Source organism: Bradyrhizobium sp. DN3 (genome assembly GCF_041357655.1).
Lineage (GTDB): Bacteria > Pseudomonadota > Alphaproteobacteria > Rhizobiales > Xanthobacteraceae > Bradyrhizobium.
Genome location: NZ_JAULLN010000017.1, coordinates 56746 through 72167 on the forward strand (window position 1 = coordinate 56746; position 15422 = coordinate 72167).

23 protein-coding genes are annotated in these 15422 nt (G+C 63.2%); 11 read left to right on the forward strand and 12 right to left on the reverse strand.

The genetic code is table 11. From position 1 onward, the window contains the following. Nucleotides 1–2: 2 nt before the first annotated feature. From AAE027_RS24035 to AAE027_RS24045, 3 genes are all read right to left on the reverse strand, one after another. Nucleotides 3–1166: a GNAT family N-acetyltransferase gene (locus AAE027_RS24035; RefSeq protein ID WP_370988853.1), complete on the reverse strand. Its 1164-nt coding sequence runs from the start codon at nucleotides 1164–1166 to the stop codon at nucleotides 3–5. 150 nt (nucleotides 1167–1316) lie between these two features. Continuing rightward, nucleotides 1317–2756 carry a cytochrome c oxidase accessory protein CcoG gene (gene ccoG, locus AAE027_RS24040; RefSeq protein WP_370988854.1) on the reverse strand — a complete coding sequence of 480 codons (1440 nt, stop codon included), beginning with the start codon at nucleotides 2754–2756 and terminating at the stop codon, nucleotides 1317–1319. Nucleotides 2757–2788: 32 nt separating this feature from the next. Next, a complete protein-coding gene (locus AAE027_RS24045) occupies nucleotides 2789–3109 on the reverse strand; it encodes an ArsR/SmtB family transcription factor (protein WP_370988962.1) in 321 nt (106 codons plus the stop codon). 92 nt (nucleotides 3110–3201) lie between these two features. Between AAE027_RS24045 and AAE027_RS24050 the strand changes: the two genes are divergently transcribed. From AAE027_RS24050 to AAE027_RS24060, 3 genes are read left to right on the forward strand one after another with little or no spacing between them, the layout of a single operon-like run. After that, nucleotides 3202–3630 carry a YeeE/YedE family protein gene (locus AAE027_RS24050; RefSeq protein ID WP_370988855.1) on the forward strand — a complete coding sequence of 143 codons (429 nt, stop codon included), beginning with the start codon at nucleotides 3202–3204 and terminating at the stop codon, nucleotides 3628–3630. A gap of 5 nt (nucleotides 3631–3635) precedes the next feature. After that, complete coding sequence (locus tag AAE027_RS24055) at nucleotides 3636–4103, forward strand: DUF6691 family protein (protein WP_091889119.1); 468 nt, start codon at nucleotides 3636–3638, stop codon at nucleotides 4101–4103. A gap of 20 nt (nucleotides 4104–4123) precedes the next feature. Further along, the gene (locus AAE027_RS24060; protein WP_370988856.1) at nucleotides 4124–4480 is read left to right on the forward strand and encodes a carboxymuconolactone decarboxylase family protein; all 357 of its coding nucleotides are present in this window, start codon (nucleotides 4124–4126) and stop codon (nucleotides 4478–4480) included. 79 nt (nucleotides 4481–4559) lie between these two features. Here AAE027_RS24060 and AAE027_RS24065 read toward each other — a convergent pair whose 3' ends face one another. Further along, nucleotides 4560–4892 (reverse strand): hypothetical protein, encoded by a 333-nt coding sequence (locus AAE027_RS24065; protein ID WP_370988857.1) that lies wholly within the window; start codon nucleotides 4890–4892, stop codon nucleotides 4560–4562. A 110-nt stretch (nucleotides 4893–5002) separates the two neighbouring features. After that, the gene (locus AAE027_RS24070) at nucleotides 5003–5407 is read right to left on the reverse strand and encodes a hypothetical protein (RefSeq protein WP_128932867.1); all 405 of its coding nucleotides are present in this window, start codon (nucleotides 5405–5407) and stop codon (nucleotides 5003–5005) included. A 153-nt stretch (nucleotides 5408–5560) separates the two neighbouring features. On the opposite strand from AAE027_RS24070, the gene AAE027_RS24075 reads away from it, so the two are divergent. Beyond that, nucleotides 5561–5791, forward strand: a complete 231-nt coding sequence (locus AAE027_RS24075; protein ID WP_370988858.1) for a hypothetical protein — start codon at nucleotides 5561–5563, stop codon at nucleotides 5789–5791. A 13-nt stretch (nucleotides 5792–5804) separates the two neighbouring features. Continuing rightward, complete coding sequence (locus AAE027_RS24080) at nucleotides 5805–7841, forward strand: pyrroloquinoline quinone-dependent dehydrogenase (RefSeq protein ID WP_370988859.1); 2037 nt, start codon at nucleotides 5805–5807, stop codon at nucleotides 7839–7841. Between the two features lie 44 nt (nucleotides 7842–7885). On the opposite strand, the gene AAE027_RS24085 is transcribed toward AAE027_RS24080, so the two are convergent. Next, complete coding sequence (locus AAE027_RS24085; protein WP_370988860.1) at nucleotides 7886–8128, reverse strand: PilZ domain-containing protein; 243 nt, start codon at nucleotides 8126–8128, stop codon at nucleotides 7886–7888. Between the two features lie 178 nt (nucleotides 8129–8306). Here AAE027_RS24085 and AAE027_RS24090 point away from each other — a divergent pair, with 178 nt between their 5' ends. Next, nucleotides 8307–8600 carry an HdeA family protein gene (locus AAE027_RS24090; protein WP_176945666.1) on the forward strand — a complete coding sequence of 98 codons (294 nt, stop codon included), beginning with the start codon at nucleotides 8307–8309 and terminating at the stop codon, nucleotides 8598–8600. Between the two features lie 81 nt (nucleotides 8601–8681). On the opposite strand, the gene AAE027_RS24095 is transcribed toward AAE027_RS24090, so the two are convergent. Both AAE027_RS24095 and AAE027_RS24100 read right to left on the reverse strand, forming a co-directional pair. Further along, entirely contained in the window at nucleotides 8682–9146 is a 465-nt protein-coding gene (locus tag AAE027_RS24095; protein ID WP_370988861.1) for a PaaI family thioesterase, read from the reverse strand. 37 nt (nucleotides 9147–9183) lie between these two features. Beyond that, nucleotides 9184–9393 (reverse strand): hypothetical protein, encoded by a 210-nt coding sequence (locus AAE027_RS24100; RefSeq protein ID WP_164939634.1) that lies wholly within the window; start codon nucleotides 9391–9393, stop codon nucleotides 9184–9186. A 115-nt stretch (nucleotides 9394–9508) separates the two neighbouring features. Between AAE027_RS24100 and AAE027_RS24105 the strand changes: the two genes are divergently transcribed. Together AAE027_RS24105 and AAE027_RS24110 are read left to right on the forward strand one after the other, a co-directional pair. After that, on the forward strand, nucleotides 9509–9802 hold the full coding sequence (locus AAE027_RS24105; protein WP_091889181.1) for a hypothetical protein: 294 nt from the start codon (nucleotides 9509–9511) through the stop codon (nucleotides 9800–9802). A 108-nt stretch (nucleotides 9803–9910) separates the two neighbouring features. Beyond that, nucleotides 9911–10165 carry a hypothetical protein gene (locus tag AAE027_RS24110; protein ID WP_176945665.1) on the forward strand — a complete coding sequence of 85 codons (255 nt, stop codon included), beginning with the start codon at nucleotides 9911–9913 and terminating at the stop codon, nucleotides 10163–10165. Nucleotides 10166–10280: 115 nt separating this feature from the next. On the opposite strand, the gene AAE027_RS24115 is transcribed toward AAE027_RS24110, so the two are convergent. Together AAE027_RS24115 and AAE027_RS24120 are read right to left on the reverse strand one after the other, a co-directional pair. Further along, entirely contained in the window at nucleotides 10281–10526 is a 246-nt protein-coding gene (locus tag AAE027_RS24115) for a DUF6894 family protein (RefSeq protein ID WP_091889101.1), read from the reverse strand. 164 nt (nucleotides 10527–10690) lie between these two features. Beyond that, on the reverse strand, nucleotides 10691–10879 hold the full coding sequence (locus AAE027_RS24120) for a hypothetical protein (protein WP_091889179.1): 189 nt from the start codon (nucleotides 10877–10879) through the stop codon (nucleotides 10691–10693). 262 nt (nucleotides 10880–11141) lie between these two features. Between AAE027_RS24120 and AAE027_RS24125 the strand changes: the two genes are divergently transcribed. Further along, nucleotides 11142–11399 (forward strand): DUF2798 domain-containing protein, encoded by a 258-nt coding sequence (locus tag AAE027_RS24125; protein WP_370988963.1) that lies wholly within the window; start codon nucleotides 11142–11144, stop codon nucleotides 11397–11399. Nucleotides 11400–12241: 842 nt separating this feature from the next. On the opposite strand, the gene AAE027_RS24130 is transcribed toward AAE027_RS24125, so the two are convergent. Together AAE027_RS24130 and AAE027_RS24135 are read right to left on the reverse strand one after the other, a co-directional pair. After that, nucleotides 12242–12409, reverse strand: coding sequence for a hypothetical protein (locus tag AAE027_RS24130; RefSeq protein WP_164934493.1), 168 nt, complete (start codon nucleotides 12407–12409; stop codon nucleotides 12242–12244). 251 nt (nucleotides 12410–12660) lie between these two features. Then, nucleotides 12661–12852, reverse strand: coding sequence for a hypothetical protein (locus tag AAE027_RS24135; protein WP_370988862.1), 192 nt, complete (start codon nucleotides 12850–12852; stop codon nucleotides 12661–12663). A gap of 382 nt (nucleotides 12853–13234) precedes the next feature. Here AAE027_RS24135 and recA point away from each other — a divergent pair, with 382 nt between their 5' ends. Next, on the forward strand, nucleotides 13235–14320 hold the full coding sequence (recA, locus tag AAE027_RS24140; RefSeq protein WP_091889095.1) for a recombinase RecA: 1086 nt from the start codon (nucleotides 13235–13237) through the stop codon (nucleotides 14318–14320). 105 nt (nucleotides 14321–14425) lie between these two features. Beyond that, nucleotides 14426–15412 (forward strand): hypothetical protein, encoded by a 987-nt coding sequence (locus AAE027_RS24145; protein WP_370988863.1) that lies wholly within the window; start codon nucleotides 14426–14428, stop codon nucleotides 15410–15412. Nucleotides 15413–15422: the final 10 nt, after the last annotated feature.

Genomic DNA, 15422 nt, shown 5'->3' on the forward strand with positions numbered 1-15422 from the left:
GCTTATTTGCGGAGCCGATGGACCACGCGTCGCGCGGCCTGATGCGCGACGTTGAGGCCGGTCAGCGCAGCATGAATGAGCGCGACGACCGGATCATTCCGCCGCAGCGGGATCAGCACGTCACCGATAGCGAAGCGTCCCCGCCAGATCGGATTGATCATGGGGTGATCGGCACTCGCCATCGAATCCGCGCTAGCGATGGCGGGATCGGCGCAGAGGTGGCGGGTGAGGTCGAGCGTGAGCTGCACGCCCGGCGAATATTTCGCAAAGCGCTCGTCGATGCCGAGCTTGAAGAAGAAGGCGCGGTCCTGGTGCCGCAGCACGATTCCGGCGGCGACCGGCGTCATGCCGGCACGAAGCTTGACGATCTCGCACTGCGCGGTTTCCGCCAGCGCCGCGACGGCGCGGCGGATGAAGGTCGCATCGCCCGCATGCTGGATCAGCGCGGTGCCGCGCTCGCCCTTCCAGCCGCTGGCCTCGAGTTGCAGGAATGTTTCGAGCGCCGGTCTGATCTCGTTGCGCCCTCGCGCGACCTCGAACGCGACGGGCCCATGTTCCTCCAGGCGATGGCGCAGGCGGCGCAACTCCTTGAGCTTTTTGGCGCCAAGCGCGTCGCGCAACAGCGTCTCGCCGTCTTGCGTCGCATCGAGGCTGGCGCGGATATAGGAGCTGAGGATTCTCGGCTTCAGGCCATCACGATTCAGAACCTGGTTGAGAGCGGTCATCGCAGCGCCGTCGAGCGCAACGTCATTCAGCACGAGCGCATGGGCTCCGACCTCGCGCGCCTGCTGCAACAGACGCGTGGCGGCCTCGATCGGGGCGTCGCGGTCGATCAGCGGGCTGCACAGCGTGCCATAGGGATGCGCGCTCACCAGCGCGGGCAGGGGAATCTTCCAGGCGCGCCAGAGCGAGATCACCGGCATCAGCCCGATCAGGCGCATCGAAGATGCGTCGAATGCAGCAAGCGCTGAGGCCCCGGTGCGGCCGCGCGCGGTCGCGCTGACGGCAAGCTCCCAGCCCGGCAGGTAATAGCCGTTCGGCTCGATCGTGCGTTGCGCGAGGGCACGCCATTGACCGGGGTCGATGGAGGTGAGCGGAACGCGCGCGCGCGCGGCATCCCTTGCCGATGCCGGATTGGCCGCTGCCTGCTGCGCGATGTCGACCACGTCCTGTCCCCGTTCACGCGGGCCAAGGCCGCGTTACGGCGATGCTTAGCGCAAAGATTGGAAAATACCGTTGGGACGCTGCCTCAATTCGAGCAGTAGTGTTAACGTCTCGTTGAACATCCCGAGAGGCGGCGAGTCGCCGGAGGCTTGCTACTGGTCACCCGGGACGAAATGGTCGCGGGCGCTTGCCCGTCCGCCCCCGGCAGTGTCCGTGATCGTGATGTCGATGTCGCGGGACGTCTGCGGCAAATGTGCCGGGCCGACCTGCACGGATAAGCGCACCTCGCGGGTTTGATCCTGGCCGACCGCGACGACCGGCTTGCCGTCCGGTCCGGCCTCGATGCCGGCGACGCGAATGGTCGCGCCGGGCAGTCCCGAGGTCTCGAGCACAAACGATCGTTCTGCGCCCTTGTTGAGGATGCGCACGATATAGTCGTTGCGCACCCCGCCATCCGAGAGCTGGACGAAGAGGGGATTGCGCTCGTGCAGCACGTTGACGTCCATGGTCGCGCGCGTCGCGAGTGCGTAGAGCATGATGCTGCCGACGATTGCGATTGCTGCCCCGTAGATCAGCGTGCGCGGGCGGATGATGCGATAGATCGGCGGCTTGCCGTCGCGCCGGCGCTGCATGTTGATGTCGGTGTCGTAGCCGATCAGGCCGGCGGGCCGACCGATCTCGCGCATGACGTTGTCGCAGGCATCGATGCACAGGCCGCACTGGATGCAGCCGAGCTGGATTCCATGGCGGATATCCACGCCTGTCGGGCAGACATTGATGCACTGGTGGCAGTCGACACAGTCGCCGGCGACGTCGCCATGGGCGCGGGCGACTTCCGCCTTCTTCACCGACATGCGCGGCTCGCCGCGGTCGCGGCGATAGGTGACGTTGAGCGCCCATTCGTCGGTCAGCGCCGCCTGGATGCGGGGCCACGGGCACATGTAGATGCACATCTGCTCGCGGGCGTGGCCTGCGAAGAGGTAGGTCGTGGCAGTCAGGATGCCGATCCAGAGATAGGCGATGAATGGAGCCTGCAACGTCGCGAGCTCCTTCACCAGCGTCGGCGCACCGGCGAAATAGAGCACCCAGGCGCCGCCGGTCCACCAGGCGATCATGATCCAGAGGAAGTGCTTCAGGGCAACTTTTCGGATGTGATCGAATGTCCAGCCGCGCTTGTCGCCCAGCATGCGCTCGCGCCGGTCGCCCTCGACCCAGCGCTCCACTGCGTAGAACAGATCGGTCCAAACCGTCTGCGGACACATGTAGCCGCACCACAGCCGGCCTGCGACCGCGTTCATCAGGAACAGCGTCATCGCCGCGATGATCAGCAGACCGGTGAAGTAGTACACCTCCTGCGGCCACAGCTCGATGAAGAAAAAATAGAAGCGGCGATGCGGGAAGTCGATCAGCACGGCCTGATCCGGCAGGCCGGGGCCGCGATTCCAGCGTACGAACGGCAGCAGATAATAGGTGCCGAGCGTGACGCAGAGGATCGCCCATTTGATGCGGCGGAAGGGCCCGCGGACCGACTGCGGATAGACCTTCTTGCGCTTCTCGTAGAGAGGTCCCTCGATGAAAGTATCGTCGGTCATGCCGCGCTCCCGGCGTTATTGCCAGCGAAGACCTATTCCGGTGCGCAGAAGAGGCGGTACAGAGTCTCCAGCACCGAGCGGACCTCCTGGCTCGCGATGCTGTAGTATATCGTCTGACCCTCCCGTCTGGGTTTGACCAGGCTCAATGCGCGCATCTTTCCGAGATGCTGGGATAGTGCCGCCGACGACAGGCCCGCGATGTCGGCGAGCTCGCCGACGGACTTTTCGCCATCCAGCATATTGCAGAGAACCAGGAGCCGTTTTGGGTTGCCCATGGCGGCGAGGAGGCGGGAGGCCTCCTCGGCCTTCTCCTCCAGAGCGAGCAATTCTTGATTCCGGGGCTTGCGCCTCATGGAGGCCATATATATTAGTATATCCGAAAATAAGAAAGTACTAAATCGTTGGTGCGGGGTTCCTGAAAGGTGCTCTCGCTGCGGAGGGTCTGATGGTTTCGACATCATTTACGCCGATCGCCTCCCTCGTCGGCGGTGCACTGATCGGGTTGTCCGCCGTTCTGCTGATGTGGGCGAACGGACGTATCGCCGGCGTCAGCGGCATCGCGGCACGGCTGTTTCCGCCTTACGAGGACGGCGAGTTCGCCGGCCGGCTCGCCTTCGTCGCCGGTCTCGTCGCCGCACCCGTGCTGGTGCTGTTCGTCACCGGAAGTCTACCGGCGCAGACGATCGCGGCCGGGCCGGCCGTTTTGATCGTCGGCGGGTTGCTTACCGGTTTTGGTTCGGTGTGGGGCAGTGGCTGCACCTCCGGCCATGGCGTCTGCGGCCTGTCGCGGCTCTCAGCGCGCTCACTGGTTGCGACCATCACTTTCATGGCGACCGGCGTTGCGACGGTCTTCGTGATGCGGCACTGGAACTGACGCCGATGGCTATCCTGGTTCAATTCGTCGTCGGCCTGATCTTCGGTCTCGGCCTCATCGTGTCTGGCATGTCGAACCCGGCCAAGGTTCTGAACTTCCTCGACATCGGCGGCATTTCGGCGGGAACGTGGGATGCGAGCCTTGCCTTCGTGATGGCCGGTGCGGTCGCGGTGACCTTCATCGGCTTCAACCGCGTCCTGAGGCGTGCGCGTCCGTTCTTCGCTGAACGGTTTTATCTTCCCACGCGAAGGGACATCGATCCCAGGATCATCGCAGGTCCCGCGATCTTCGGCATCGGCTGGGGATTGGCAGGCTTCTGTCCGGGACCGGCGCTGACCGCGCTCGGTTTTGGATCGGTGTCCGCCGTGATCTTTGTCGCGGCGATGAGTGCCGGCATGGTGCTGGCGCGCTTCATCGCCCGCTTGCCGTCGCTGACGCGCTTCGTCACGCCTGCCGATCCGCTCGAAACCTGAAGTAACCCGGAGAGTAAATCATGGACAAGAATTATCCCGAGATCACCCGGCAAATCTCGGCCAACATGCGCAAGCTCCGGAGCGACATTCCCGAGACCATGAAGGGATTTGCCGCACTTGCCCAGGCGGCGACGCACGACGGCGCGCTCGACAAGAAGACGAAGGAGCTGATCGCGCTGGCGCTTGGCGTCGCTGCGCATTGCGACGGCTGCATCGGCTTTCACACCGAAGCGCTCGTCAAGCTCGGCGCGACGCGCCAGGAGGTCGAGGAGACGCTCGGCATGGCGGTCTATATGGGCGGCGGCCCGTCGTTGATGTATGCTGCGGACGCGATCGCGGCCTACGAGCAGTTTCAGCAACAATCGGTTGTCGCCTAGTTGCGGTCATTCGATACGATCATGCGAACGGGACCGGGCGAGTTGTCTCGTCCGGTCCCGGCCATCAAGACTTCATCGATTACCAGCGATCGTCGACACCGACGCCAACGCTGACGCCGGGTGCGCGAATGCCGACGCCGGCGCGCGGGCCGTCATCCCAATCGCGATGGTAGATCCGACGTTCATAATAGCGTTCGCGCGGCATGTAGTCATAGGAATCTCGCACGATCACACGCGAACCGCCGCGCGTGCGATAGCAGCGGCCGGCGTCGTCGCAGACAAGTCGTACCTGCTGGACGAGATCCGGATTGGTGTACTCGCTGCTCGTGTAGATGTCGGAAGCCTTCGCACTCGATGCGGCTGCCAAAGCACCGACGCCCGCCAACAGCGCAACAGTCAACGTCCTCATCATGTCCTCCTCGAAACTGCCCTCGGCGGTAACAAGAAAGGGAGGCGGTGTTCGTTCCCGTCGGCGATGCTGGTTTTTCCCCGGAACCGCAGCTTCGTTAGAGCGATTTGTTCCTAAATCGGCTGGTAAGTCTCGGTCCCGCAGATGTCGTCGGCTTCCGCACGCCGGCGGTCGACGACCCTTCCACCGGTGATGGTCACGATGTAGGTCTGGGCGCCCAGCGACGTACCAGTCGCGGAGGTGAGCTGTGCGCGGACGCAGGCCGTCCAGCCCGGTCCTCGCACCTCGCGATGGGGCGGGGCTACGTGCACCTCACGCGGATAGGACGTGTTCAAGAAGACCACGTCGATCTGCTCGCGCACCACGCGCTTGACGTCGGGGGCCGGCTCGGGTGGCGGTTGCTCGGCTTCCTTCATGCGCATGAACTCGGGCACCGGCGCGCGGCTGTCGGCAAAGCCGCAGGCACCGAGTGCGAGCGCGCCGGCGAGAAGCGCCGCATGAGCAATGATCCGCAACATACTTGAAGGTCCCCCTGCGCGCCAACACATAGGCACGAATGCGATCGGGCGAAGTCCCGCCCGATCAAGATTTGCTGAAGTCTTGGAACCCGCGGCATTTGCTATTACGGGATTGCAGGCTAGTTTGTACCCCAGGCGAGGGGGGTTGCATTCATGAGGATTTTGGTGATAGCGGCCGCGGTGCTGGCGCTGGCGGAAAGCGTGGCTCAGGCGCAGATGGGCGCCGGCGGCAAGCGCCATGGCAACGACGCCAAGGCGGACAACAAGCCCAAGGTCGACGAAAAGGCCTACAAGGCTGCGCTCGAGCGCATTCCCGAGCCCAAGGAAAAGTACGATCCGTGGGGCGGGGCCCGCCCCAGCGAACCTGCCAAGAAGTCGAAATAGAACGAGGCGGGCGGTGCGGATCCACCTGCGCATTGCGGCCGCATTCGTTACGCTCCTGTTGCTTACCGTACCGCCATGCTTCGCCTGGGAGAGCTGGGGCGGCGATCCCGGCGGTTCGCGCTTCTCGCCACTGCAGGAGATCTCGCCGGGCAATGTCGGCCAGCTCGTCCGCGCCTTCGAATATCACACCGGCGATCTCACGGCACGCTCGCCCGAGCTGATGCGGCGAACCAAATTCCAGGCAACGCCGCTGTTCGTCGAAGGCAGCCTGATCTTCTGCACGCCCTTCAACGAGGTCATCGCGCTCGATCCCGGCACGGGCGCGCAGAAATGGCGCTACGATCCGAAGATCGCGATCAACCAGCGCCCCGCCAATCGCTATGTCTGCCGCGGCGTCACCTATTGGGTCGACGACACGGCACCGCCGCATGCCGCCTGCCGCGCGCGCATCTTCATGGGCACGAACGACGTCCGCCTGATCGCGCTCGATGCGAAGACAGGCGTTCCCTGTGCCGGTTTTGGCAATGGCGGGGAGATCAAGCTCGATATCGGAATGGCCCTGGAATGGCCAGGCGAATTCCAGATCACCTCGCCGCCGGCGGTCGGCCGCGGTGTCGTCGTGGTCGGATCTGCGATCGGCGACAACCGCCGTGTCGACGCGCCGAGCGGCGTGGTGCGAGCGTTCGATGCGCGCAGCGGCCAGCCACGCTGGACCTTCGAGCCGCTCAAGCGCGACGGCATCGAAGCCGGTCACGCCAATGTCTGGGCGCCGATGTCGGTCGATGACACGCGCGGATTCGTGTTCCTGCCGACGTCGTCGCCCTCGCCGGATTTCTGGGGCGGCAAGCGGCCGGGCAACAATGAGCACGCCAATTCGGTGGTCGCGCTGCACATCGAGACCGGCGAACTCGTATGGGCCTTTCAGATCGTGCATCACGACGTCTGGGACTACGATCTAGCGGCGCAACCGACGCTGGCGCGCCTCGACACGGGTGAGGGCCAGCGCGACGTCGTGATCCAGCCGACCAAGCAGGGTTTTGTCTTCGTGCTCGATCGCGACACCGGCAAGCCGGTGTGGCCCGTCGAGGAGCGCGCCGTGCCGCAGGACGGCGCGGAAGGGGAAAGATTGTCGCCGACCCAGCCGTTCCCGACGCACGTGCCCGCGCTGACGTCGCAGACGATCTCGACCGATGATGCGCTCGCGCTATTGCCTGCGCTGCGTCGCTCGTCCTGCGAGCGACAGTTCGCCGAGGCGCACAATGAGGGCCTGTTCACGCCGCCTTCGAGGCAGGGCACGCTGTTGTTTCCGTTCACCGGTGGCGGGGTGAACTGGGGCAGTGCGGCCTTCGATCCGGTCAGCCAGATCCTCTACGCCAACACCAGCCGCGCCGTGCATCGCGTGAAGCTGATCCCGCGCGCGGAAGCTGTCGGGTTCAATCCGCCGCCCGGTCATGATTTCGGCCAGCAGCGTGGTACGCCGTTCGCGATGACACGCGCAGTGGTCATGTCGCCGCTCGGCTTGCTCTGCAACAAGCCGCCCTGGGGCGAGATGGTCGCGGTCGATCTGAAGGCCGGAAAAATCCTGTGGCGTTCGACGGTCGGCACCACCGAGGATCTTGCACCGCTCGGCGTGCCGCTGCCGTGGGGCGCGCCGCTCGTCAACGGGCTCGCGGTCACCGCAGGCGGGCTCGTCTTCACCGGAGCGATGGACGCGTATTTGCGCGCCTTCGATGCGCGGAGCGGCAGGGAGCTGTGGCAGGGCCGGTTGCCGGTCCCGGGCGTCGCCAATCCCATGACCTATCTCTGGCAGGGCGAGCAATATGTCGCGATCGGCGCCGGCGGCCACTCCGAGGCAGGCACTTCGATCGGCGACAGCGTCGTTGCGTTTCGCCTGGCGAGGCCGGGCGAGGCGCCCTCGCTATGGTCACGCACCATCGATCGTCCCGGCGGACGATTTCTTGCGGCGTCCTCAGTGATCGCGCTCGTTGTCGTCGCGCTTGTGATCGCAAGCCTGCGCTGGCGTCGTCGCCGTCGTATCACGCGATCATGATCGTGTTGTGGATGCGATGCGAACGATCGTTCACATCGCGCGCGCTATTGCACGAAAGCAAGGCCGACGCGTTTGTCGCTGCGCCACACGGGGCGGCAAGTCCGCACGAAATTGTCGCACGAAATCGATAACTTGAAGCTCTGCGGCAGCGTTGTGGGACCGTCGAGATCGACGGCAGCGCCGCCGGTCGATATGTTTCTCACCGTGCATGCGATTCCGCTATTTTCAAAGGTGATCCTGCCCCCCTTGAAAACACGGTGACGCTGCGTTTCACGCCTCTCAATCATTCGCGTTCATCCACAATGACCATTGTGAAATAGCGCATAGAAATTACCTTGAACTCAACTCAATACTGGCGCTACTTGCGCAGCGCTTCAGACTTCGTTTACCACGTTGACGCGGACAATCTCTCCGCCGACTTTCCTGACAAGCCTTTTATGGCGCTACGCGCCGATGGAGATACTGATGAAGACCATGCTTTCGATTCTGTTCGCTGCAGCGCTCTCGCTGTCGTCCATGCCCGCCCACGCCGTCAAGTGGGACCTCTCGACCATGAGCTGCAAGCAATTCCTCGAGAGCGGCGAAGACAACATCCAAGTCGTACTGACCTGGATGGACGGCTGGTACAAGGGCGACGAGGACAACGCGATCATCGACACCGACGTGTTCATCGAGAACGCCAAGAAGTTCGGCGCCTATTGCGGAAAAAATCCGAACGTCAGCATCGTGACCGCGGCCGACGAGGTGCTCGGCAAGTAGCGTTTCCTGTCTCGACATGGGATTCGTCGAGAGCCGCGGCGCGCCTTGTGCTTCCGCGGCTCTCTTCTTTTCGGAGCACGATCACCCAGGCAGCATCGCGAACGCGCTCGACACCATCGCAATCGGCTTGTTGTCGGAGGCCGAGAGCAGCGTGACGCGGCCAAAGCTCATGGTGCGCCCGAGCCGCACCACGCGCGCGTCCGCCAGCACGTCCGACGAGGAGGCTGCGCGCATGAAATGCGTGGTCTGGTCGACCGTGGTCATCGGACGATAGCCGCGGTTGGCGGCGAGGATCGCGATTACCATCGCGGTGTCGGCGAGCGCCATCAGCGCCTGGCCGCAGACCACGCCGCCGTTCCGGCACAGCCGTTCCGAAAACGGCATGCGCAGCAGGGCACCCGGCTGCCAGTCCGGCGCATTCGCCGGCTGTGCGTGCTCGATGCGCTCGACCGAGAGGTCGAGATCCTGGACCCAGGGCGCAAAGACCTCGCCGAGGATGCGTTTGGCGTCAGTGATGCCGAACTCGGCGTCTGGCTGCGTTTGCATTGCTGTCGTTCCCTCCATGATGGCCGGAAGTTTCGCCTCATTCTGCGCGCATCGGCGCGGCAAAGTCACCCGGTCTGGCGCCGGTCTCTTCGGCTTGAAAATGCCCGACTTCGCCCGATATGATGGCTCGCTTGGGTACGGGTGGATGATGTTGCGTCGATGTGTCCTGGTCTTTTGTCTGGCTGCGCTCGGCCTTGCGCTGAACGGGTGCACCAAATGCGGCCCGATCTGGGACGACTGGCTGCATGCGCCGAAATCGTGCAGATCGGACCGGCTCTAGCGGCCCTGAGGTCGCGGTCGGCCGCGACAAGGATGACAAGGCGCGGGCGATCCGCGCTTCATGGATGATCAAGGAGTGGATGATGAAGCTTTTCCGTTTGGCCGCGGTGCTGGCCGTGCTGGCGGGACCGGCCTATGCGCAAATGCCCAATCTCAATTTGCTGCAGGAAGGCCCGGGCAAGACCCCCGAGGAGAAGGCCGCGGACGCCGAGCGTGAAAAGGCCTACAAGGAAACGCTGAAGAAGATTCCGGACTCCAAGGCGTCCAACGATCCCTGGGGCGGCATGCGCGCCGATCCGCCGAAGCAGTCGGCGGCGCCGAAGGCCTCGGCCGCGACCAGCGCGCCGAAGAAGAAATCCGGCACGGCCGCCAATTAACCTGCCGCCGCTCGGGGGCGGTGACGCCTCCGGCCGGGACTCCTCTTTGCCCTGCCGGCCTCCTACATCTCGCAAGAGAGTAGAGTATTGCGTAGAGGAGGACGGGACATGGCCGATCGTCCGCGGGATCTCGCCGAACGGATGGCACGCCGGCGCAAGATGGGCGGCAAGCCGGGCCATCCGACCGGCGACGGCTATCTGCGCGAGACCTTCACGCTGCCGCGCGCAGCGGCACGGGCAAGGGCGGAGGCCTTCTTCGCCCGCTACCCCAAGGCCGGCTATATGAGCGCGGTCGAGACCTGGCGCGAATTGCCCGGCGGCGACATCGAATTCACCATGCGGCGGCTGCCCAGCGCGGATTAGAGCATGATCCGGAAAAGTGTGCAGCGGTTTTCCGGAAAGATCATGCTCAAACAAAAGATCATGCTCAAACAAGAGCGTAAAGCGCGATGGCGATTCATCCTAATCGCATCGCGCTTTAGGGGCTCACCTTTTCGATCGTCTCTGCGACGATGCGGATCCGGAATACGGGCTCTTTCGCCTCGTCCAGCAGCTCCATGTGCCATTCGGAATTTTGCTGGAGCTTGCGGGCGATGCCGGCGGCCATGTCAGCGCAGACGCTGGTCATCTCCTTCCAGGCCGAATCGCGATCGGCAAATTCGCTCGCCTGGTCCGCGCAGCCGGAATAACGGCCGTTCCGGATTCGAAAGAAGTAGAGCGGCATGGCTGGCACCGATCAACGCGTGACGGCCCAACCCCAAGGCCACGGGCGCGCAGTGCAATCCCAAACCCCGGTCAGATCAATTCCGGGCGGCTACGGGATATACCCTGCGGGGCGCCGCGCCGGCCGCTGATCTCACCCAGACCGGCCGGTTCAGGCCGTCTTGCTCAGGCCGTCTTGCGCTCGATGGCCTTCAGTTCTCGGTCGATGCGCAACTGCACCCGCCGGATCGCCAAGAGGTCGATCTTCGTCTCAGTTCTGCCGGTCTTGATTTGGTCGCCGATTCGGAACTGCCACTGCCAGATTCCGGGAACTGCCGTCTTGGCGACGGTGAACTCGACGCCCCTGTGATTCATGGTCACCTCCCACGATTCACCTTCCATGCCCGTAACATGTTGGGCGTCATCATATGCCCGCGACAAGTGAAATCTGTCGATAAGTCGCGGACCGTTGACGGAAACCGCGAGGGCGCGCACTCCGAAGCAAACGAGGTCGGATTCGGCGCCGCTTGCGCGCCGCCCCGGAACTCTGTTCATGGTCGGAGAACCACGGAGCAATCCGCGCGCGACGGCATGGGCCTTGCTTGGCCCGATGACGGCAAGCAACCATGGGCGCCTCATGCTCGGCATTCCCCGCCGCTATTCTCATTTCGTCTTCGGCATCATCCAGTCCGGGCTGACCTCACTGATCGCGGCAGGCATCGCCAGCCTTCCCGCAGGCAGCGCGAGGGTCTTCCTCGGGCACTGGATGGTGTCGTGGCTGATCGCTTGGGCCGCGATGCTGCCGATCGTGCTGCTGGCTGCGCCCGCGATCCGCGCCGTCTCGCTGCGGCTGACGCGGGAGGAGCGGGAGCTGCGAACCAGCAAGCAGCCATGAAAAAACCCCGCCTGGGGAGAGCCAAGCGGGGCAAAGAGTTGTTGGAGGCTGAGGTGCTGGGCTGCAACACCATAGCCAAGAGACCCTAACTGGTTCGACTTACGTCAGCCTGACAGGGGGCCAAAGCGGAGCGGGGGCCGGCGTCACGTTCGTCGCGCCGCTTTCGTCCATGCCCGCAAACAGAAAACCCCGCTCGCGGGGAGCGGGGTCGTCGGCTGGGTATGGAGACCCGGTGTTGGTCCACCGGACACGTCGAGACTAGGCGATCAGGCTTACACGCGCCTGACGGTGTCTGTGCTAGTCGCGATCGCGCGGGCCGCAGACTGGCCTCGCGCCCGTCCCAATTTCGACATCCGTCCGCACAACTGGCGACACACGGGTCGGCAAGATTCCACACCGTCCGGCGCAGCCATGGGGGAAACGTGGCGCGGCGGCAACGGGGTGGCATCATGGATAACGTAGAGCGGTCTTTCGCCGCCGCGACGGCGGCTGGCTTCGTCGTGCTGGTGATCGGCCTCGTCCTGCTGGCGTTGCTGTAGCAAGGCGTCAGCGCAGGTATGGGGGAGGCGGTCGGGGTCCGCGCCGGCGCGCTTCGCCGATGGTGAATGGGCACCAATCTTTCAAAAAGGTGGAAAACAACCCCATGCACAGTAGGCTGTGGGGTGATTTCGTCTTTCCATCAATGGCTTACTGGAAGTATTTAGATACCATAATCGTGCGGGATGCTAAGCCAAGCGCATCCCGGAGCGCGATGCTGGATTCCCGCGAGGTCAACAGCGGCCGCTCGCGGCGGTCAGGTTCTGCAACGTGTGCCCAGGCGCTGCCGCTCGCCGTCGTGGGCTTTAGTGAACCTTGATCTCGCCGAGAGGCAACCGCAGCTCGGCGGCGCGCTCGTCACGGTCCTTCTTGCGAAACTCGTTCTCCTTGCGCTCGAACTTGATCATCTCCTCCTGCGCGGCCTCCAGGAGGTGGTTGCGCCTGATGGCGCCGTGGTGTGTGTCTTCAGTCATGACAGGGGTCCCCAGAGTTGCGGTCCCATCCCGAAGAAGGCCACAGACCGCGAAAAGGTTCGGTGCCTCAGGATTAAGGATTTATGACGGCGCCAAGGCCCGTGCGTCTTTGATGCGCGTCAGCTTCGGACGAAGATCCCATTAGCGCAAAGTGTGCGATTTTTCCTCGCGACAAACGCCGAACGCGTTTGCGCGGAGATCATGCTCAAACAATAGACTAAAGCGCGATGACGATTCTTCGTCATCGCGCTTTAGTGGCAGGGCTTACCAAGCATCTGCGCGTGCCGGCTGTGGCAGCCGTCGTGCAATTGCGATTTCTTCGTAATTTTTGCACCGACTTTCGGAGCGCCCGATGAGATCGGAGTGTTCGATGTCTGCGCTTGCGTCGAGGCCGAGCCGACGAAGATGGCCAGCGCTACAACGATCTTGAGAACCGATTTCATCACGCCTCCTGGATTCAAGGGTACGAAAGATAACGCTACATATATTAGCGTTACATAGTGTAGCGCTCAAGCGCAAGAGATCCAGCGAAACGCAAATTAGGACAGTGCTACGAACAGTAGTTGCCCGGAATCCACTTGGCATCTGGACACCGGTACGGTGCCTCCCGCCGGGGCTGGATTTCATCCCGAAACGAGATTGCAACCGGCAAAGGGGTCGCTGAAGGGCGGCCCCTTTTCGATTCAGGCACGAGCAGGGGATTGGGACAGCCGCAAAGAACATATTGCGAACCTGGAACAAATAGGGTACATTACTTTTATCGCCGGCACGCCCTCTCAATCGTTTGTCCCCCTAGCGAATCCTCGCCATAAGGAGCACGACCCAATGTCCGCCACTGCCCTGCGTATCGTCGAAGGATCTTCCATGGACAAGAGTAAAGCCCTGGCTGCCGCGCTCTCTCAGATCGAGCGCCAGTTCGGCAAGGGATCGGTGATGAAGCTCGGCAAGAGCGACCGCTCCATGGACATCGAGGCGGTGTCCTCGGGCTCGCTCGGGCTCGATATCGCGCTCGGCATCGGCGGCCTGCCCAAGGGACGCATTGTCGAGATCTACGGGCCGGAATCGTCGGGCAAGACCACGCTGGCGCTGCATACGGTGGCGGAAGCGCAGAAGAAGGGCGGCATCTGCGCCTTCATCGATGCCGAGCACGCGCTCGACCCGGTCTATGCCCGCAAGCTCGGCGTCAACATCGACGAGTTGCTGATCTCGCAGCCCGACACCGGCGAGCAGGCGCTGGAAATCTGCGACACCTTGGTGCGCTCCGGCGCGGTCGACGTGCTGGTGGTCGATTCGGTTGCGGCGCTGGTGCCGAAGGCCGAGCTCGAGGGCGAGATGGGCGATGCGCTGCCAGGTCTGCAAGCCCGCCTGATGAGCCAGGCGCTGCGCAAGCTCACGGCCTCGATCAACAAGTCCAACACCATGGTGATCTTCATCAACCAGATCCGCATGAAGATCGGTGTGATGTACGGCTCGCCCGAGACCACGACCGGCGGCAACGCGCTGAAATTCTACGCCTCCGTCCGCCTCGACATCCGCCGCATCGGCGCGATCAAAGAGCGCGACGAGGTCGTCGGCAACACCACGCGCGTGAAGGTGGTGAAGAACAAGCTGGCGCCGCCCTTCAAGCAGGTCGAGTTCGATATCATGTATGGCGAGGGCGTCTCCAAGATGGGCGAGATCCTCGATCTCGGCGTCAAGGCCGGCATCGTCGAGAAGTCCGGCGCCTGGTTCTCCTATGACAGCCAGCGCCTCGGCCAGGGCCGCGAGAACTCGAAAGCTTTCCTGAAGGCCAACCCCGACATCACCGCCAAGATCGAGACCTCGATCCGCCAGAACTCCGGCCTGATCGCCGAGCAGATTCTCGCCGGCACACCGGAGCGCGACGCCGACGGCGAGGAGCCGGCGGAGTAAGCCTTAAAGCAGTAGAGTTTTCGCGAGGAGCGGGCGCTGAGGACGTTGAGTTGCCGACGTCTTCGGTGCCCGTTTCGTTTGGTGTTGCGTTGATCAGGTGGTGCGATGAAGCGGCTGATCCTGACCAGTTCGTCCGGCTTCGGTCTCGGGAAATCGGAGCTGGCCGACATCGTCGTAATGTTCGCTTTTCGCTTTCAGTGGGGACCCTTGCCTTCACCCGAAATGCTTGCCGCCTATTTTGCGGCGCGTTCGGAGGCTCTTCCGCGAGGTGACCACTGGTCAGATTGGGGCATCCATTGGCCTCACGCCGTCAGGGACCAAAAAGATCTGTCCTTTGTCGATCTTTGCGAACTGTACGACGTGATCGAACTCTGGTTCGACCCGAGTCCGGTAGATCAGCTGCAGCTGATTTGGTTGCTGGATTACCTCAGCTCTCATGCCTGGCCGGCGCGAAAGCTCAAACTGCGCTTGGTGACGGATGATCTGATCATGATGAGGGGCGAAGAATTGGGAAAGTCCGCATCGCATATTCCAGCCTTCGCGGTCACCTCAAGGGAGTTTGAAACTGCCAGAATGACATGGCAGGCCTATCGTGCACCGACGCCGGAGCCATGCATCGATCTTCTTCACAGCGATCTGAGCGCTTTGTTGATGCTGCGGCCGGCTTTGCTCAATCTGGTGGCAGAACTGCCGTCACCTTCGACAGGGCTTGGTGCGACGGAGATGCGATTTCTGGAGCTTCTTTCCAGAGGATTTGCGAACCCGAATGGGTTGTTTCACCTGCGCTCGCATCGGCGCACGTTCGTGTTCGGAGAATTTGAGTTGGGCTCGTTGCTTGAGGGGCTCGCGCTCGGCCCGAGGCCAGCAGTGGCCGGTTTGGGCGACGAACTGCGCACAATCGACCTTAAGAATTTGAGGGCTCGGCATGAAGTCTATCTACGCAGCCGCCTTTCGCTGACCGAGTTCGGTAAAGCTGTCCTGGCCCATCAGGAAGATTTTAGCCGATACAATCCGATTGATCGCTGGTGGGGCGGCACGCATCTGACCAACGATCGGCTGTGGCGCTACGGCCCTGGCTTGGCGAAGCCGTGAGGCTGCGAGC

Excerpts from the sequence above, each read along its gene's own strand:
- AAE027_RS24135 (WP_370988862.1), bottom strand. The coding sequence starts at position 12,852 with ATGAAATCGGTTCTCAAGATCGTTGTAGCGCTGGCCATCTTCGTCGGC.
- AAE027_RS24115 (WP_091889101.1), bottom strand. The coding sequence starts at position 10,526 with ATGCCGCTCTACTTCTTTCGAATCCGGAACGGCCGTTATTCCGGCTGC.
- AAE027_RS24060 (WP_370988856.1), top strand. The coding sequence starts at position 4,124 with ATGGACAAGAATTATCCCGAGATCACCCGGCAAATCTCGGCCAACATG.
- AAE027_RS24090 (WP_176945666.1), top strand. The coding sequence starts at position 8,307 with ATGAAGACCATGCTTTCGATTCTGTTCGCTGCAGCGCTCTCGCTGTCG.
- AAE027_RS24085 (WP_370988860.1), bottom strand. The coding sequence starts at position 8,128 with ATGATTGAGAGGCGTGAAACGCAGCGTCACCGTGTTTTCAAGGGGGGC.
- AAE027_RS24105 (WP_091889181.1), top strand. The coding sequence starts at position 9,509 with ATGAAGCTTTTCCGTTTGGCCGCGGTGCTGGCCGTGCTGGCGGGACCG.
- AAE027_RS24075 (WP_370988858.1), top strand. The coding sequence starts at position 5,561 with ATGAGGATTTTGGTGATAGCGGCCGCGGTGCTGGCGCTGGCGGAAAGC.
- AAE027_RS24130 (WP_164934493.1), bottom strand. The coding sequence starts at position 12,409 with ATGACTGAAGACACACACCACGGCGCCATCAGGCGCAACCACCTCCTG.
- AAE027_RS24145 (WP_370988863.1), top strand. The coding sequence starts at position 14,426 with ATGAAGCGGCTGATCCTGACCAGTTCGTCCGGCTTCGGTCTCGGGAAA.
- AAE027_RS24120 (WP_091889179.1), bottom strand. The coding sequence starts at position 10,879 with ATGAATCACAGGGGCGTCGAGTTCACCGTCGCCAAGACGGCAGTTCCC.
- AAE027_RS24045 (WP_370988962.1), bottom strand. The coding sequence starts at position 3,109 with ATGAGGCGCAAGCCCCGGAATCAAGAATTGCTCGCTCTGGAGGAGAAG.
- AAE027_RS24100 (WP_164939634.1), bottom strand. The coding sequence starts at position 9,393 with ATGCAGCCAGTCGTCCCAGATCGGGCCGCATTTGGTGCACCCGTTCAG.
- AAE027_RS24065 (WP_370988857.1), bottom strand. The coding sequence starts at position 4,892 with ATGATGAGGACGTTGACTGTTGCGCTGTTGGCGGGCGTCGGTGCTTTG.
- AAE027_RS24050 (WP_370988855.1), top strand. The coding sequence starts at position 3,202 with ATGGTTTCGACATCATTTACGCCGATCGCCTCCCTCGTCGGCGGTGCA.
- recA (WP_091889095.1), top strand. The coding sequence starts at position 13,235 with ATGTCCGCCACTGCCCTGCGTATCGTCGAAGGATCTTCCATGGACAAG.
- ccoG (WP_370988854.1), bottom strand. The coding sequence starts at position 2,756 with ATGACCGACGATACTTTCATCGAGGGACCTCTCTACGAGAAGCGCAAG.
- AAE027_RS24095 (WP_370988861.1), bottom strand. The coding sequence starts at position 9,146 with ATGCAAACGCAGCCAGACGCCGAGTTCGGCATCACTGACGCCAAACGC.
- AAE027_RS24055 (WP_091889119.1), top strand. The coding sequence starts at position 3,636 with ATGGCTATCCTGGTTCAATTCGTCGTCGGCCTGATCTTCGGTCTCGGC.
- AAE027_RS24125 (WP_370988963.1), top strand. The coding sequence starts at position 11,142 with ATGCTCGGCATTCCCCGCCGCTATTCTCATTTCGTCTTCGGCATCATC.
- AAE027_RS24070 (WP_128932867.1), bottom strand. The coding sequence starts at position 5,407 with ATGTTGCGGATCATTGCTCATGCGGCGCTTCTCGCCGGCGCGCTCGCA.
- AAE027_RS24110 (WP_176945665.1), top strand. The coding sequence starts at position 9,911 with ATGGCCGATCGTCCGCGGGATCTCGCCGAACGGATGGCACGCCGGCGC.